The sequence below is a fragment of the Arsenophonus nasoniae genome, from assembly GCF_004768525.1.
In the GTDB taxonomy this organism is placed as follows: domain Bacteria; phylum Pseudomonadota; class Gammaproteobacteria; order Enterobacterales; family Enterobacteriaceae; genus Arsenophonus; species Arsenophonus nasoniae.
On record NZ_CP038613.1, the window covers coordinates 190,772 to 206,893 of the forward strand.

General features: G+C 38.2%; 9 protein-coding genes, 1 tRNA gene, 1 rRNA gene and 6 pseudogenes. 5 read left to right on the forward strand and 12 right to left on the reverse strand.

Annotated features, from left to right (window positions below; genetic code table 11):
- Positions 1-277: 277 nt before the first annotated feature.
- The 4 genes from rsmG to asnC form a co-directional block, all read right to left on the reverse strand.
- Complete coding sequence (rsmG, locus tag ArsFIN_RS00780; protein WP_034249434.1) at positions 278-904, reverse strand: 16S rRNA (guanine(527)-N(7))-methyltransferase RsmG; 627 nt, start codon at positions 902-904, stop codon at positions 278-280.
- 1 nt (position 905) lies between these two features.
- Positions 906-2,795: a tRNA uridine-5-carboxymethylaminomethyl(34) synthesis enzyme MnmG gene (gene mnmG / locus ArsFIN_RS00785; RefSeq protein WP_026822428.1), complete on the reverse strand. Its 1,890-nt coding sequence runs from the start codon at positions 2,793-2,795 to the stop codon at positions 906-908.
- Positions 2,796-3,146: 351 nt separating this feature from the next.
- Complete coding sequence (gene mioC, locus ArsFIN_RS00790) at positions 3,147-3,602, reverse strand: FMN-binding protein MioC (RefSeq protein WP_026822429.1); 456 nt, start codon at positions 3,600-3,602, stop codon at positions 3,147-3,149.
- 86 nt (positions 3,603-3,688) lie between these two features.
- A complete protein-coding gene (asnC, locus tag ArsFIN_RS00795) occupies positions 3,689-4,150 on the reverse strand; it encodes a transcriptional regulator AsnC (protein WP_026822430.1) in 462 nt (153 codons plus the stop codon).
- A gap of 162 nt (positions 4,151-4,312) precedes the next feature.
- Here asnC and asnA point away from each other — a divergent pair, with 162 nt between their 5' ends.
- Positions 4,313-5,305, forward strand: coding sequence for an aspartate--ammonia ligase (asnA, locus tag ArsFIN_RS00800; protein WP_026822431.1), 993 nt, complete (start codon positions 4,313-4,315; stop codon positions 5,303-5,305).
- Here the strand turns inward: asnA and ArsFIN_RS00805 are convergent.
- Together ArsFIN_RS00805 and ArsFIN_RS00810 are read right to left on the reverse strand one after the other, a co-directional pair.
- Positions 5,306-5,839 (reverse strand): annotated as a pseudogene (locus ArsFIN_RS00805) (VWA domain-containing protein); the annotation flags it as partial.
- 139 nt (positions 5,840-5,978) lie between these two features.
- Positions 5,979-6,241 (reverse strand): annotated as a pseudogene (locus ArsFIN_RS00810) (IS91 family transposase); the annotation flags it as partial.
- Positions 6,242-6,325: 84 nt separating this feature from the next.
- Here ArsFIN_RS00810 and istA point away from each other — a divergent pair.
- Together istA and istB are read left to right on the forward strand one after the other, a co-directional pair.
- Positions 6,326-7,331 (forward strand): annotated as a pseudogene (gene istA / locus ArsFIN_RS28675) (IS21 family transposase); the annotation flags it as partial.
- Positions 7,329-8,097 (forward strand): annotated as a pseudogene (gene istB / locus ArsFIN_RS00820) (IS21-like element helper ATPase IstB). The pseudogenes istA and istB, both read left to right, overlap by 3 nt.
- A 65-nt stretch (positions 8,098-8,162) precedes the next feature.
- Here istB and ArsFIN_RS29125 read toward each other — a convergent pair.
- The 6 genes and pseudogenes from ArsFIN_RS29125 to mdtD form a co-directional block, all read right to left on the reverse strand.
- Positions 8,163-9,090: pseudogene (locus ArsFIN_RS29125) on the reverse strand (IS91 family transposase); the annotation flags it as partial.
- A gap of 9 nt (positions 9,091-9,099) precedes the next feature.
- Positions 9,100-9,303, reverse strand: a complete 204-nt coding sequence (locus ArsFIN_RS00830) for a hypothetical protein (protein WP_135677406.1) — start codon at positions 9,301-9,303, stop codon at positions 9,100-9,102.
- 17 nt (positions 9,304-9,320) lie between these two features.
- Entirely contained in the window at positions 9,321-9,554 is a 234-nt protein-coding gene (locus ArsFIN_RS00835) for a hypothetical protein (RefSeq protein WP_135677407.1), read from the reverse strand.
- Positions 9,555-9,613: 59 nt separating this feature from the next.
- Positions 9,614-10,606: a vWA domain-containing protein gene (locus tag ArsFIN_RS00840; RefSeq protein WP_051297166.1), complete on the reverse strand. Its 993-nt coding sequence runs from the start codon at positions 10,604-10,606 to the stop codon at positions 9,614-9,616.
- Between the two features lie 3 nt (positions 10,607-10,609).
- A pseudogene (ravA, locus tag ArsFIN_RS00845) lies at positions 10,610-12,106 on the reverse strand (ATPase RavA).
- A 115-nt stretch (positions 12,107-12,221) separates the two neighbouring features.
- The gene (gene mdtD, locus ArsFIN_RS00850; protein WP_026823942.1) at positions 12,222-13,619 is read right to left on the reverse strand and encodes a multidrug transporter subunit MdtD; all 1,398 of its coding nucleotides are present in this window, start codon (positions 13,617-13,619) and stop codon (positions 12,222-12,224) included.
- 625 nt (positions 13,620-14,244) lie between these two features.
- On the opposite strand from mdtD, the gene ArsFIN_RS00855 reads away from it, so the two are divergent.
- Positions 14,245-15,787 (forward strand): 16S ribosomal RNA (locus tag ArsFIN_RS00855).
- 88 nt (positions 15,788-15,875) lie between these two features.
- Positions 15,876-15,951, forward strand: a tRNA-Ala gene (locus ArsFIN_RS00860).
- Positions 15,952-16,122: the final 171 nt, after the last annotated feature.

The window sequence follows — 16,122 nt, forward strand, 5'->3', positions numbered from 1 at the left end:
AAATAGAGTAAAAAATCAGAAAATCAAAGATAAAAAATTAACTCTGAAATACTAATTATTTTTATTGAAAATAAATGGGAAAATACATTTAGATATTTTTATGTAACTAATTAATAATAAGTAGAATACAATATAATTATTATCCTTTTTGGTTATCATAATGTAATAAAAAAGTTAATATTATTTCTTTTTAAAATTTTAATGCAAAAAATAACAGTAACATTTTAAAATTTATTTTTTTGACTAAAAATGTCACTTTTTTTGATCAAAAACAATATTAATTGAACCCTAAAATCACTAAATGTCGCTGTTCATTGAGGCCAGGTACATCCAACGAAATAATTTTATTTAGCTTAAATTTAGAAGGAAAAGTTGATATTTCACTTGCGGAAAGTGTACCTTTAAGCGCATAGAATTGTCCTCCATTTTGCTTCGGAAGATGCTGACACCATGAAAGCATATCCTGTATTGAAGCAAATGCCCGGCTTACTATGCCATCAAATTTTTCTACCGGTTGGTACTGTTCAACTCGTTTTTGGATAGGCTCTATGTTTTTAAGCATCAATTCATGTTGTATCTGTCGCAAAAATCTGACCCGTTTTCCTAAACTATCTAACAGTGTGAAATGAGCATTAGGGCGAACAATAGCAAGTGGTATACCCGGTAATCCTGGACCTGTTCCGACATCAATAAATCGTTTACCAACAAGGTATTTATCAACAATTATGCTGTCCAAAATATGACGAATAATCATTTGTTCAGGAGATCTAATTGAAGTTAAATTATATGCTTTATTCCATTTATTTAATAATTCAATATAGGCAATGAGCTGTTGTATTTGCTGATCGGTCAAAATAATATCTGTTTTATCTAATAAAGTTTTAAAATAGGTTACTAACCTCATTTTAAGCACTCCGACGTAATAAACCTTGTTTTTTTAACCATACTAATAATATGGATATTGCAGCTGGTGTAATACCTGATATACGCGATGCTTGACCAATAGAACTAGGTTTATGATCATTGAGCTTGGCAATGACTTCATTAGAAAGGCCAGTAATTTGCTTGTAATCTAAATTAGTCGGTAATGTTGTATTTTCATTACGGAGTTGTCTTTCTATTTCTTCTTGTTGACGAATAATATAACCTTCATACTTTACTTGAATTTCAACTTGATTTGTAACTTGAGGATCATCAATTGCAGGTGAAAAATATTTTAAAGAAGTAAGTAATTTGTAACTCATTTCAGGACGTCGTAGTAAATCCTCGCCATTTGATTCTTTTGAAAGCGGAACAGCTAACACTTGATTAAGATCATTAATTTTATCTGAATTAGGATGTAACCAAAGATTACGCAAGCGTTGACGTTCTTGTTCTATTAATTCAACTTTACGACAAAATTTTTGCCAACGATTTTCATCAATTAGACCAAGCTCATAGCCTTTTTCAGTTAAACGAAGATCAGCGTTGTCTTCACGTAGCATGAGACGATATTCTGCTCGTGAAGTAAACATTCGATACGGTTCTTTAGTTCCTAATGTACAAAGATCATCAACTAAAACACCAATGTAAGCTTGATCACGACGAGGAAACCATCCCTCTTGTTCAAAAGCGTAACGAGCTGCATTAAGTCCAGCTAATAATCCTTGTGCTCCAGCTTCTTCATAACCAGTGGTGCCATTGATCTGGCCAGCAAAAAATAATCCTTTGATAAATTTACTTTCTAAAGTTGGTTTTAAATCCCGAGGATCAAAAAAATCATATTCAATAGCGTATCCTGGTCGAATAATACGAGCATTTTCTAGACCTTTCATCGAATGTATAATTTGCATTTGTACATCAAAAGGCAAACTAGTAGAAATTCCATTAGGGTAAATTTCATTACTTGTTAGTCCTTCTGGCTCAAGGAAGATTTGATGTGCTGAACGATCCGCAAACCGCATAACTTTATCTTCAATAGAAGGACAGTAGCGAGGACCTATTCCTTCAATGATACCTGCATACATAGGACTGCGATCTAAGTTATCACGAATCACCTGGTGAGTTTTTTCATTGGTATAGGTGATGTAGCAAGGTAATTGTTTTGGATGTTGTTCCGCAGATCCAATAAAAGAGAAAATGGGCGTAGGATCATCACCAAATTGCGGTACTAATTGGGAAAAATCGATAGTTCTTGCATCTATTCTAGGTGGTGTACCTGTTTTAAGTCGATCTACCCGTAGAGGTAGTTCTCTTAACCTATGCGATAGACCAATAGCAGGAGGATCACCAGCTCTGCCACCACTATAATTTTCTAATCCTATATGGATCTTACCGTCAAGGAAGGTACCTACGGTTAGTACAACAGATTTTGTGTGAAATTTTAATCCCATTTTGGTTATTACGCCAATAATTTGATCGTTTTCTACGATCAAGTCTTCAACAGCTTGTTGGAAAATCATTAGATTGTTTTGATTTTCCAGCGCTGTCCTGATCGCTTGTTTGTAAAGTACGCGATCAGTTTGAGCTCTTGTTGCTTGTACTGCTGGCCCTTTGCTTGCATTTAGCGTCCTGAATTGGATCCCTGCTTTATCAGTTGCAATAGCCATAATGCCACCTAAGGCATCAATTTCTTTAACCAGATGTCCTTTACCTATTCCTCCGATAGCTGGATTGCATGACATTTGACCCAACGTATCAATATTATGGGTTAGAAGTAAAGTTTGGCGTCCCATACGAGCAGCAGCCATAGCTGCTTCAGTACCAGCGTGGCCCCCACCAATAATAATGACGTCAAATTGTTCTGGGTAAAACATGTATGAACCTTAGTGTTAAATATGACTTTGGGAATGAATTTTACTCGAGTTTTGCAAAGAGGCAAGTTATATGATCCTTGTTTAATATAAATAAGATCTTTTTATTTAAAGATCTCTTTATTAGATCTTTTATTAGGATCGCGATCTTCTGTGGATAAACGTAAATACCCTAAGAAGATCATTATGTTGTTTATGATCTTTAGCTGTGAATGATAAGTGATCCTACTCCGTATAAGCTGGGATTAATATAGCTAGTTATACACAACGATTGCTAGCATTTAAGCTTATGCTATGGATAACTACCGGTTATTCCCTGCTTTTAAGCAAAGTTATCCACATTTATTTGTGATTTTATTTATTCAAAACGGTAATATTATCTTTCCACTTTTCGATCCAAATTTCTGCGGGTTCTTCTGGCACGTCATATTCTTGAATATCAATCTCTAATAGTTCACCTACACGTTTTGCATGATGATCCTTTAGTAGTTGATCTAAAGTATGGATTGCCCCACAAAAAGTATCATATTCCCTGCTACCTATCCCAATCGCACCATAATTAATCTGGCTAAGATCAGGTTTTTCTTCGCTGATCTCTTTTGCTAAAGGTTGTATATTTTCAGGTAGTTCGCCTGCTCCATGGGTAGAGCATACAATTAACCAAATACCTTTTGTTGGTAGATCTTTTAAGGATGGACCATATGTAACTTCAGTGTCGAAACCAGTTTTTTCCAATATTTCAGCAATATGCTCGGCCACATATTCAGCGCTGCCCATAGTGCTACCTGTTATCAATGTTACTTTTGTCATTATAAACCTCATTATTTAAAACTATGGCTATTGTATGTTGTGAATGAGTTGGGATCTACCTGTGGATAATATGGTTATTATATTTTTTATGGATTAATAGTACGCATTATTGGATTTTGTAAAGAGATCAAGGTTTCCGTAGATTGGATCTCATCTATTGTTTGTATCTTGTTGATAAGTACGTCTTGCAACGCATCAATGGATCGACACATTACCTTGATAAATATACTATATTGTCCAGTTGTGTAGTAGACTTCAACCACTTCGTCTAATTCATCAAGTTTTTTCAGGGCAGTATGATAGTCTTTTGCGCTTTTTAAAATAATGCCAATAAAGCAACAGACGTCAAAACCTAGTCGCTTCACACTAATATCTACACGTGTTCCTAATATAATCCCAGCTTGTTTCATTTTTTCAACTCGGACATGTATCGTACCTGGACTTACGGCAAATTTTTTAGCCATTTCAGCGTATGGGATCCTTGCATTTCTCATTAGTTCATTAAGTATGTCACGATCCAGATTATCGATCTGATAATTTTCAACCATTTTAAAACACCATTTTTAGCGATTATCTATTTTAAAGGGATATATTTTGAATATTATAAATCATAATGACTTTTTTTTATTAAGTATATTGAATTTATGGCCTGATCTGTTGCTTAATCTGTATAACAAAGCAAACAATGCTACAGATTATGGGGTAAGAAAATGGAAAAGTCATTCATCGAAAAACAACAACAAATTAGTTTTGTTAAATCATATTTTTCACGTTTATTAGAAAAAAAGTTAGCTTTAATTGAAGTTCAAGCGCCTATATTAAGTCGTCTCGGTGATGGAATTCAGGATAACCTTTCCGGTCATGAAAAAGCAGTACAAGTCAAAGTAAAATCGATGCCAGATTCTGTTTTTGAAGTTGTACACTCATTGGCTAAATGGAAACGTAAAACGTTAGGTCGTTTTGATTTTAAACCTGGACAAGGCCTTTATACCCATATGAAAGCATTGCGCCCTGATGAAGATCGTCTCACACCTATTCATTCTGTATTTGTAGATCAGTGGGATTGGGAAAAAGTGATGCTTAAGGATGAGCGCTCTCTTGATTATTTAAAGCAGGCAGTAATTAAAATTTATCAAGCCATAAAGGAAACAGAAAAAGCCGTAAACACAGAGTTTGGTTTAGAGCCATTCTTACCTGAGCAAATTCATTTTATTCATAGTGAAGAACTATTACAACGCTATCCTGATCTTGATGCTAAAGGAAGAGAACGTGAAATAGCTAAAGAATTAGGTGCAGTTTTTCTTATTGGTATTGGTGGAAAACTATCACATGGCCTTGCTCACGATGTACGTGCTCCTGATTATGACGATTGGACAACACCTAACGGTGAAGGTTATGCCGGTTTAAATGGTGATATTATTGTATGGAACCCTATATTACAGGATGCATTTGAAATTTCTTCGATGGGGATCCGTGTCGATACAGAAGCGCTTACACGCCAATTAGCAATCACAGATGATGAAGATAGAATGTCTCTTGAGTGGCATCAAGCATTGATAAAAGATCAAATGCCACAGACAATCGGTGGGGGTATTGGACAATCTCGTTTAGTAATGTTATTACTTCAGAAAAAGCATATTGGCCAAGTTCAATGTAGTGTATGGTCGCCAGAAAGTCATGCAGTTATTGCGGATATGCTGTAATTATTTACAATAGCGTATGAATCGACTTTTTAGCCCGGTATCAAAATGCCAGATATAATCGAAAATATTTAGGATACCGGGTTTTCCATATTTAGATAATGTAACAGCATGAAAGCGTTGTTGTTTAGTTTGGTGAATTTTTATTCTTTTTATTAAATTATCAGGTAGCCGTTGAGCAATAAAATCTGAAATTACAACCACATCTGAATCTTTCCACTGCTGTTGTTGCATTTTTTCTAAACATTTATTTAAACAGGCCGCCAAATCTGTTCCTCCACTAAATGTTTGATTAAGAAATTGCATTAATTGCTCTAATCCATCAATGTTTAGCAAATCGTAATGAATAACTTCCTTTGAAAATAGAATAATGTGACACTGACGGTTGTCACTCATGGCTATTTTCATTAAAGCGAGACAGAAAGCTTTAGCACAACGCTCATTAAATTTTCCCATTGAACCTGACGTGTCAATGCATACAATGAATGGCCCTTTTAGTTGTTGTTGTTCTTGATGGTTAGGAAATTGAATCGCTTTTAAAGTGAGTAGCAAAAGCCATCCCTTATTGCAAAAAGGAGATGGGGATCGATTTATTGTGTTTAGTGCCAGTTAACATTTCCTCAGAGAGTGTAATTTCTAACCTGATTTCCTTATTTTAGACACATTGATCCTGCGTTTAGCTGCGTAACCATCGCTTTTCTCCAGGTTATGCAGTCTTTCTGACAACAATTCCGTTGCTTTTTACCCATTTGCGCCCCGGTGAAAAGCAGCCTGTCGCCACACAGAATACATTTGTACGGATCGGTACGCAGAAATCCTTTCATCAGCACAGAAAACCTGGGTTCTCCGGTTTTACGTGCCGTCATCTCAATTGCCTTATACACTTTCGGCAATAGTTTTCCCCGTTTACGATTCGACAAAACCAGAGTAACGCACCATTGTCACCGATCATGCAAAACTGATCCACTAACGATCATCTAAAACTTATCCACTTGGTATTATTCGCACATTTTTGTACGGATAATTTATGTTAACAAGGAGATATTTGTGGATATTCATGTTCGCTTTGCACAAGGACAAAGCCTTCGAAAATTGCCAGTGAGTTGGGTATATCCGTAACACCGTAAAACATCATTTACAACAACAGACAATGCCAACTTATGCTAAAGTCAACAACCGACTAAATTATCCCCTTTAAACCTTATTTGCTTCAGCGAATTGAACTGGCTAAACCTGATTGGATCCCTGCAACAGTCTTATTTGATGAGGTAGTTGAAAACGGCTATCAAGGTGGTATTGCTCAATTACGCCGATTTGTTTGTCAATTTAAACCAAGCATTGTTCCCGAAGTAGTCGTCCGTTTTGAAACACAGCCAGGTCAACAAATGCAAATCGACTTCACCAGCATCCGGCGAGGTAAAAAATCGCTGAAAGCGTTTGTTGCAACGCTAGGCTATTCGCGTGCGAGTTATGTAAAGTTCTTTGATAATGAACGAGCAGAATCGTGACAGCAAGGTTTAAGAGAAGCTTTCGACTACTTTGGTGGTGTACCACAGGAAGTATTGTGATAACGCAAAATCCCTCATCATCGAACGGGATGCTTATGCAGAAGGTGAGCATAAATTACATGTCGAAATGCTTCAAATGTCGAAAGATTACGGGTTTAAATTGAAGGCTTGCAAGCCCTACAGGGCAAAACGAAAGGGAAAGTAGAGCGCTTTAACCACTATTTAAAAACAGCTTTATCGTGCCATTAAACACCGACCTTCGTGCTCATAATCTTGAACTGGATATTGAAATAGCTAATGCAAAAGTGGGTCCATGGTTACAACGCGTTGCCCATCAGCGAATTCATGGAACAACGTTAGAAGCCAGCAGATAGATTAGCTAAGGAAGTTAAGTCTCTTCTACCCTTACCAGCAAGGGTTTGCCAATCTATCCCACAGACTAATACGCTTAATATCCCTATCGTACCGCCCTTGAATCTGTCAGTTTGCAACACTCAATCAGCGTATACGAAGCATTACTGGGAGGTGAACATGTTGTGCATGAACAAATTGAACACCTGTGTGAGTCATTGAAATTAAATTCTATTCCGACTCATTGGTCATCACTTGCCGAAAATGCATTGCCCAAGACAAAAGCTACGGAGAGTTTTTACTGTCCCTGTTAAAATGTGAGCAACAACAACGAGATGAACGAACTCGTAATCTTTTGAGTCGGATGGCAGGATTCCCAGCACATAAAGAACTTAATACGTTCGATTTTAAGTTTGCAACGGGGATCCCCAAACAACACATACAGGAATTAAGCGCATTAACGTTTATTGAACGTAATGAAAATGTCGTTGCTTGGCCCAAGCGGTGTAGGCAAAACGCATTTAGCTATTGGGTTAGGATTAAAAGCAGTACAGGCCAAGAAGAAAACCCGCTTTACCACGGCAGCTGAACTGATGTTGCAACTCTCAACTGCCAAACGACAAAATAAGCTCAAACAATATCTATCACGTTCGGTGATGGCCCCGAAGTTGTTGATTATCGATGAGATTGGATACCTGCCGTTTGGGCGAGAAGAAGCAAACCTGTTTTCAATGTGATTGCCAAGCGTTATGAGCATGGCAGTGTCATATTGACGAGTAACCTATCATTTGGGCAATGGCCAAGTGCTTTTGCTGATGACGCAACATTAACTGCCGCTATGCTGATCGTTTACTTCATCATTCGCATGTACTGCAATTAAGCGGTGAAAGCTACCGATTGAAAGATAAGCGGCGCTCAGGAGCAATAACTGAGTAAAACAGTGGATCAATTTTGATTGATCGGATTTAGATAAAAGTGGATCAGTTTTCGGTGATCGTTGACACCATTTTAAAATGCCTGGCCGGAATATGGCATATAGCGTCTAATCATCTCTTCCTGCGGCAGAGTCTGCTGCCGATGCTGGCCAGTTCGGTGGTCATGGTAGTGATGAACAACGGCACCCCCTCGGTAATGCCGCAGTTTTGACGCAGATACCGGTGGGCGTTTAAGGTAGCGACCGAGGTACTTAACACTATGCCATGCCCTTTCGTTTTTTTTAGCAAAGTGCACTTTCCAATAACGTCCGTACTGCGCCCTCAAGTAACGCCGCCAATGTTTTTTGTCACGGATATGGCCAAGACCGGGAAGAAGGCCAGGGTTAATTAAATCATAACTGTGACGCAGTAGTCGGATAACAGCCCTCGCCAGATTTCTTCGACATCCTTTTTTTGAAAACAGCTTTCGCCATACACTATGTTTACTATCCAAACCCCTCGAGTGACGGAAACATGAACATGCGGATGTTGATTGAGTTGCCGGCCATAAGTATGCAAGGCACAGAAATACCAATTTCGATACCCTGTTTGCGAGCCAACTGCAGCATAGCTCGAGTGGCTGCCGAAACAGAGCATTAAGTAGCGGCCAGTTATTGTTAAAAAAGGCCAAAGGAGATGTGGCATGGTGAAAGTAATGTGTTGCCAGTCGCAGTCGGGTAAAATATGAACCTGCTGTGCTAACCACTGCTCGGTGGCTTTAAAGCCACATGAACTGCAGGCTTTTGACTTACAGCTTTGGCAGAAAAACGGCTGTGAGAACAATCAGACGAAGCGCAACAATAGCGCCGGACACCCATGGCACAAGTGCCGCAGGCAAGCATGCGCTCCACAGATAAACTCGTCCACGAACTAACGCTATCGCCGTATTTTCGAGGAATTTATTCCAACCGTCATCAATGGTGAAAAGTAGTTTAGCAGGACGAGGGATATACATCTGACTCAATTACCTTATGGGCATCTTGCCAAAGAAACAGAAATTGTCAGATTCGTCAGCCCAGTTATCGGTGTGTTTATCCCAGGGTTCAAAGGAAACAGGGATTATTCCTAGCTCCGTATAGGTGATGAATTCATCGGCAGGCAGACTTTCAGTTATTACCCTCAGTGTAGTCGTATCCAGCGTCATCGGCTTGGTCTTGGCGTTGTTCAAAACCCTGATAATCGTGACTAGCGGCGGGTAATACTGCGTGTCGAGAAAAAATTGGGGCCGAGTCGGACGCAGTGGCGTATGGCTTCTTTTAGGGTGTCATAAAAAAATTCAGGCGGTCTGTCATCATCATTTTCGGGTGGGAGAGAGAGCATAAAACGTTTCGGATAAACAGGCGCTGTGGCACGTGAAGTGACGGGCAGCCTGCCTGATTTAACCGGTTTACGCTTTCTGGGAGATTTATTGCGAGCCATCGAGATGAATCCCTGAAAAAAATTAACCTACTGCAGAGTATAAAACAGTACTCAACTCATTAACATCCCCGAAGCAGCACCGCTGCGCCGCTCACGCGTAGCGTGCTACGTTCATACTTAATAGCTGGACGTAATATTTTTCGTTGCTGCCAATTATCGCCTTGTAGCCGGTATGTGAGTAACTGTTTTTCGACTAATTTGCGATAAAATTCAAATTCAAGTTCTTCTAATCCAAGCAAAGCTAATTCACTTGGCAAAAGACGCAAAATATCATTACCGTGGTTTATACCACTAATTTGCTCTGGTATTTGGTCAGGTATTTTTTCCACAGAGATTATTGACTCTAACATTTGCTGCTGTTTTTGTTTAGGTTTCAACGATTGCCTTCTACCTAAAAGTTCGGCTAATTTTTCTAGTTCAGGTTGTTGTTGTAAAAAATGACTATACTGAATTAACAATTGAATATTATTAGAAGATTGCGTTAAAACGCCTTTACTAATATCCCATAATTTACCAACAGAATGATTATCTTGATTAAACGTTTCTATCAAATTTCCGGTTAATTTCAATCGTTGCTCTAATTCAGCCAATAATTGTTCTTTTTCCCGCTCTAATAACAGTTTATTAAACGTTGTCACTTCAATAATAAGGTTAAGACGCCAGCGTTGAATAAATAGCGATTGTCCAGCGGGATCATGAGATATTCTTTCCTGTAAATAATTAGCTTCTTGCACAAAAGTAGAAGCTATTTCTGTTAATTTATTAATAGTTACCGGAAGATTACTAAAAAATTTTGTGGTATCAATGGCTAAATTTTGCTGATAAAGTGCAAATTCTTCGGTTAATTTAATTGGCACCAAGGTCTCTTGCAATTGACGATATAAATTTTTTTTCCATGCTAAAAGATCATTTAATAAAATAGATTTTAAATTAGGATACTTTTCGAAAAAAATGACTAATTGAGGTGTGGCGAGTAATGTTAAAACAATTTCTTCTATTAGCTCCAACTCATTAATGGAGAGTAACATATCAATCGTTGCGATATTTAACATAGATTATTTGCTCATCATCTGCTTTCTTAATTGAGATAATTTATCTGTTAGAGTTAAAAAGCTTTGCTCAATAGTTGCTAGCCAATGATCTTCAATAAAAAAACAAGGTTGATGATGACTAAATAAAGATTTTTGTTGTTGAATTAAATGATTAAGTTGTTCAAGTTTTTCCAGCCATTTATTATCTAATTTATTTTCATCTATTTTTTCGTTTAAATAAACTGTTGATGATTTTCTACTTGCATCCAGCACTTGCAATTGATTTTTGCTATTAACTTGCGCTGAAATTAATTGAGGATAACCAATGCTATTAAGTTGAGCAGAAATTTTTCCTTTGTTTAATGTATCGTTGATTGAACTCTTATCTATGGTAATAGAAATAACTTTTATATTATGTAAAACAAGCGGGGTATGTAAAAATAATGTTATGTTTTTTTCATTAATTTGCTTGGATACAGAATAATATGGAATGCGATTGAATAGACGATTTTCTTTCTTTAATTTAAAAGCGGTTTTATTGTTATTAATTTGGATTGATTGCTGCCAATCATTATGAAGATCATCTATTTTCTTATTGATAGCTTGTTGTTGCCAACCTTCTTCTATTAATAACGTAGTAATTAATTGTGTCAATAGCTGTAGGGATTGTAGATCATGCCAAAGGCAATCTTTAAATAAAATAATATCTAAAGGTGATATGGCATCACGCCCATTAAAGAAAGCACTAGCTTGGAGTAAGTGAATCGCTTTTTTCCATCGACGATCAGAAATATAAGGTGATGGAACTAAATTATCAATTTGTTGCCTTAATTGATAAATTATTTCAAAGCAATCATCAGGTAGTTTTATTTGGCAAATTTTTACTTGCCATTCTTCATATTCTTCATTACTTATTTGTAGTTGCTTGGGAACAATATTTTCATTTTCTTCTTTTTTACTATTTAATAATGCCCTAAAATTCTGTTTTTTCTGAACCTTATTTAGCCACAAACGAATAAGCATACGATCATATAAAGCTTCAAGACTACTATCTGATTCTGGTAGCTCATTGGAAGCAGTCACAAGTAAGCGCATGGGAATATTTTCTTCGTGAAAGCCATTTCTAAACTTTTTTTCGTTAATTGCCGTTAATAGCGTATTTAATATAGCGGGGCCGGCTTTCCAAATCTCGTCAAGGAAAATAATTTCGGCATCAGGTAAATAGCCTGCCGTTAAACGTTGATAACGTCCTTCTTCTTTTAATGCTTGAATGGAAAGTGGACCGAAAATTTCTTCTGGTGTTGAAAAACGAGTCATTAGATATTCAAACGAATTAACTGTTTTAAAGGCTTATTTTATCCGCCTAGCTATCATACTTTTAGCAATACCAGGTGGACCTAGTAGAAAAACACTTTCTCCGGATAATGCGGCTAATAAACAAAGGCGAATAGTATGTTGCCGTTCATATAGACCAGCTTCTAGATAGTTACTTAATTGAGCAATGCGTTCAGCTAATTGCATATACTCTTCTCCTGTTAAAAAGAATTATTGCAAATTAATTTATTGAATTTTAGTAAATGCAATAAAAAAAAATAAACCTAATTTATTTTAGGTTTGTTCTATTTACATGAAATGTTTACTGTTGGGGATCTTTTTTATTAATTAAATTTTGTCCGTCTTCTTGCTGTAACAGAAGGAAAATAAATGAAGAACACAGCGTAATCATACCTATAGTAATAAATGTATAATGAAAATTATCAATATGATCACCATAAGGTAGCGACTCAAAAAAGTGTAAAATTGCGGCGCTACTCGCTATACCAAAACTGATAGCAAGTTGTTGAGTTACAGCTAACATACTATTACCAGAACTGGCATTGTTTTCAGTTAAATCTGCTAGAGTAAGCGTATTCATAGCTGTGAATTGAGTAGACATTGCTGCTCCCAGTAAAAATAAAGGAATTATCAAAACATAAATTGGCATATTGGGTGATTGCAATGAAAATTGAGTAATAATTAAACCAATAACAAATGTTATTGTAAAAAGTGTTTTTTTATAGCCATAGTTAGTTAATATTTTTGTCACAACAGATTTTGCCGATATAGATCCTATCGCCATTGGAGCCATCATTAAACCCGCTGTAACTGCTGGGTGTCCAAATCCTACTTGTAACATCAACGGCATTAAAAACGGAATACAGCCTGTTCCTAAACGGGTCATAATGTTACCGGCTATGCCGATAGAAAAGGTTCTTGTGCTAAACAAACTTAATGGAATAATCGAATAAGAGATTTTCCTTGCGTGTAATACATAAAGAAAAAGTAAAAAAATGCCGCCCATAATTATAATTAATGGTGCATAATTAGTTAATTTTTCGTTATTAAAAAAATCTAAACTCACCGTTAACATCACAATACCAACACCAAAAAGAATAAACCCTGTGGTATCAAAGGCGCGTTTAGGCATTTTAAAGTCAGGCATATGTTTTAGTGCATATAAAATACCTAATAAAGCAATCGGAATATTAATAATAAATATCCAATGCCAACTGGTATAAGTTACTAAAAGACCACCCAGTAAAGGTCCTAATATAGGTCCAACTAATCCTGGAATAGTAACAAAATTTAAAATAGGCAGTAATTCACTGCGTGGGTAAGCTCTCAATAATGCTAAACGTGCGACAGGCATCATCATTGCACCACCTATTCCTTGAATGATGCGAGAAAAAACCAAAAATTCTAATGATAATGACATTGCAGATAAGAAAGAGCCTAAAGAAAATAGACTAACTGCAAAGATAAAAATTTTTCTTGTACCAAAGCGATCAGCTAACCATCCACTGACAGGTATAAGGAGAGCAACGGTTAATGTATAACTTATTACAGCAGATTGCATTGCTAAAGGAGAATGATTAAGACTTTTAGCTATATCAGGCAATGCAGTATTTAAAATAGTTGCATCTAGGCTTTGCATAAAAAAAGCCATTGCGGCTATAACTGGTAGGCCAAACATATTTTGTGTTGTTTTTAACATTTAATAACCTAAAAAATAAGGTAAACCAAAACAAATCAGATTATAAAATAGATTATCTTTTATTTATTTTAGAAAATTATAGCACTAACAGATATCTAATGAGCTATTGCTTATATAACTTTGATCTAGATAATTGTTTCTAAATAATTACCACTAAAAAATTTAAAATTACAGGAAACTAAAACATAATTAAATTGTTTTTGTCGAAAAAAAGAGCAAACAGCTAAAGTTTACAAATTATTACTTGCCAGCCGCGTAAAACTCCCTATAATGCGCCCCCACTGAGTCAGTATAGAACCAATCACTTGAAGTGGATTTTAGCGACGCAGAGTAAAGAAAAGTAGAAATAACTACTTGACTTTACAGGTGAAAAGCGTAGTATACGCCACCTCGCGACTCCAGTCGCACGCTCTTTAACAATTAATCAGACAATCTGTGTGGGCACTCGCAAGACATCATCAAAAACTATTTGAAGATTAAGTCTTAAAGAGTGACAAACAGTTAATTCATATATGAACTAATAAGCAGTAACGTTATTTTAGCCGACGGAGAAGGCGATAAAAGGCCGACAAAGTGGCAAAAAAAGCGTTACGGCCAGTAAAACATTCTTTGAGCATCAAACTTTTAATTGAAGAGTTTGATCATGGCTCAGATTGAACGCTGGCGGCAGGCCTAACACATGCAAGTCGAGCGGCAGCGGGAGAAAGCTTGCTTTCTTGCCGGCGAGCGGCGGACGGGTGAGTAAGGTATGGGGATCTGGCCGAAGGCGGGGGATAACCACTGGAAACGGTGGCTAATACCGCATAATCTCTAAGGAGCAAAGTGGGGGACCTTCTGGCCTCACACCTTCGGATGAACCCGAGATTAGCTAGTAGGTGGGGTAAAGGCTCACCTAGGCGACGATCTCTAGCTGGTCTGAGAGGATGATCAGCCACACTGGGACTGAGACACGGCCCAGACTCCTACGGGAGGCAGCAGTGGGGAATATTGCACAATGGGCGCAAGCCTGATGCAGCCATGCCGCGTGTATGAAGAAGGCCTTCGGGTTGTAAAGTACTTTCAGTCGTGAGGAAGGTGTTAAGGTTAATAAGCTTAGCAATTGACGTTAGCGACAGAAGAAGCACCGGCTAACTCCGTGCCAGCAGCCGCGGTAATACGGAGGGTGCGAGCGTTAATCGGAATTACTGGGCGTAAAGGGCACGCAGGCGGTTAATTAAGTTGGATGTGAAATCCCCGGGCTTAACCTGGGAATGGCATTCAAGACTGGTTAGCTAGAGTCTTGTAGAGGGGGGTAGAATTCCATGTGTAGCGGTGAAATGCGTAGAGATGTGGAGGAATACCGGTGGCGAAGGCGGCCCCCTGGACAAAGACTGACGCTCATGTGCGAAAGCGTGGGGAGCAAACAGGATTAGATACCCTGGTAGTCCACGCTGTAAACGATGTCGATTTGGAGGTTGTGGTCAAGAACTGTGGCCTCCGGAGCTAACGCGTTAAATCGACCGCCTGGGGAGTACGGCCGCAAGGTTAAAACTCAAATGAATTGACGGGGGCCCGCACAAGCGGTGGAGCATGTGGTTTAATTCGATGCAACGCGAAGAACCTTACCTACTCTTGACATCCAGAGAAGCTTTTAGAGATAGAGGCGTGCCTTCGGGAACTTTGAGACAGGTGCTGCATGGCTGTCGTCAGCTCGTGTTGTGAAATGTTGGGTTAAGTCCCGCAACGAGCGCAACCCTTATCCTTTGTTGCCAGCGATACGGTCGGGAACTCAAAGGAGACTGCCGGTGATAAACCGGAGGAAGGTGGGGATGACGTCAAGTCATCATGGCCCTTACGAGTAGGGCTACACACGTGCTACAATGGCGTATACAAAGAGGCAGCTAAACTGCGAGGGTGAAGCGGAACTCAGAAAGTACGTCGAAGTCCGGATTGGTAGTCTGCAACTCGACTCCATGAAGTCGGAATCGCTAGTAATCGCGGATCAGCATGTCGCGGTGAATACGTTCCCGGGCCTTGTACACACCGCCCGTCACACCATGGGAGTTTGCAAAACCCGAAGTAGGTAGCTTAACCATTGATGGCGCTTACCGTCGACTTTGTGATTCATGACTGGGGTGAAGTCGTAACAAGGTAACCGTAGGGGAACCTGCGGTTGGATCACCTCCTTACCGAGATAGATGGAATGTGAGTGTTCACACAGATTGTCTGATGAAGATTGAGCTGAAGGTATCATTAGGCTTGTAGCTCAGTCTTAATGGGGCTATAGCTCAGCTGGGAGAGCGCCTGCTTTGCACGCAGGAGGTCAGCGGTTCGATCCCGCTTAGCTCCACCATATTGCAAGATAAAAAATAGATAAAAGGTTATTCAGAGCAGGCTAGCAACAGTATGCTGCGAATAATAATGCTCTTTAACAATCTGGAACAAGCTAAAAATTGAAACACACATTATTAAGAAAAATAATGTGGAGAACTCTCAAAACTCCAACGCGAAGTGTATTCGCTGT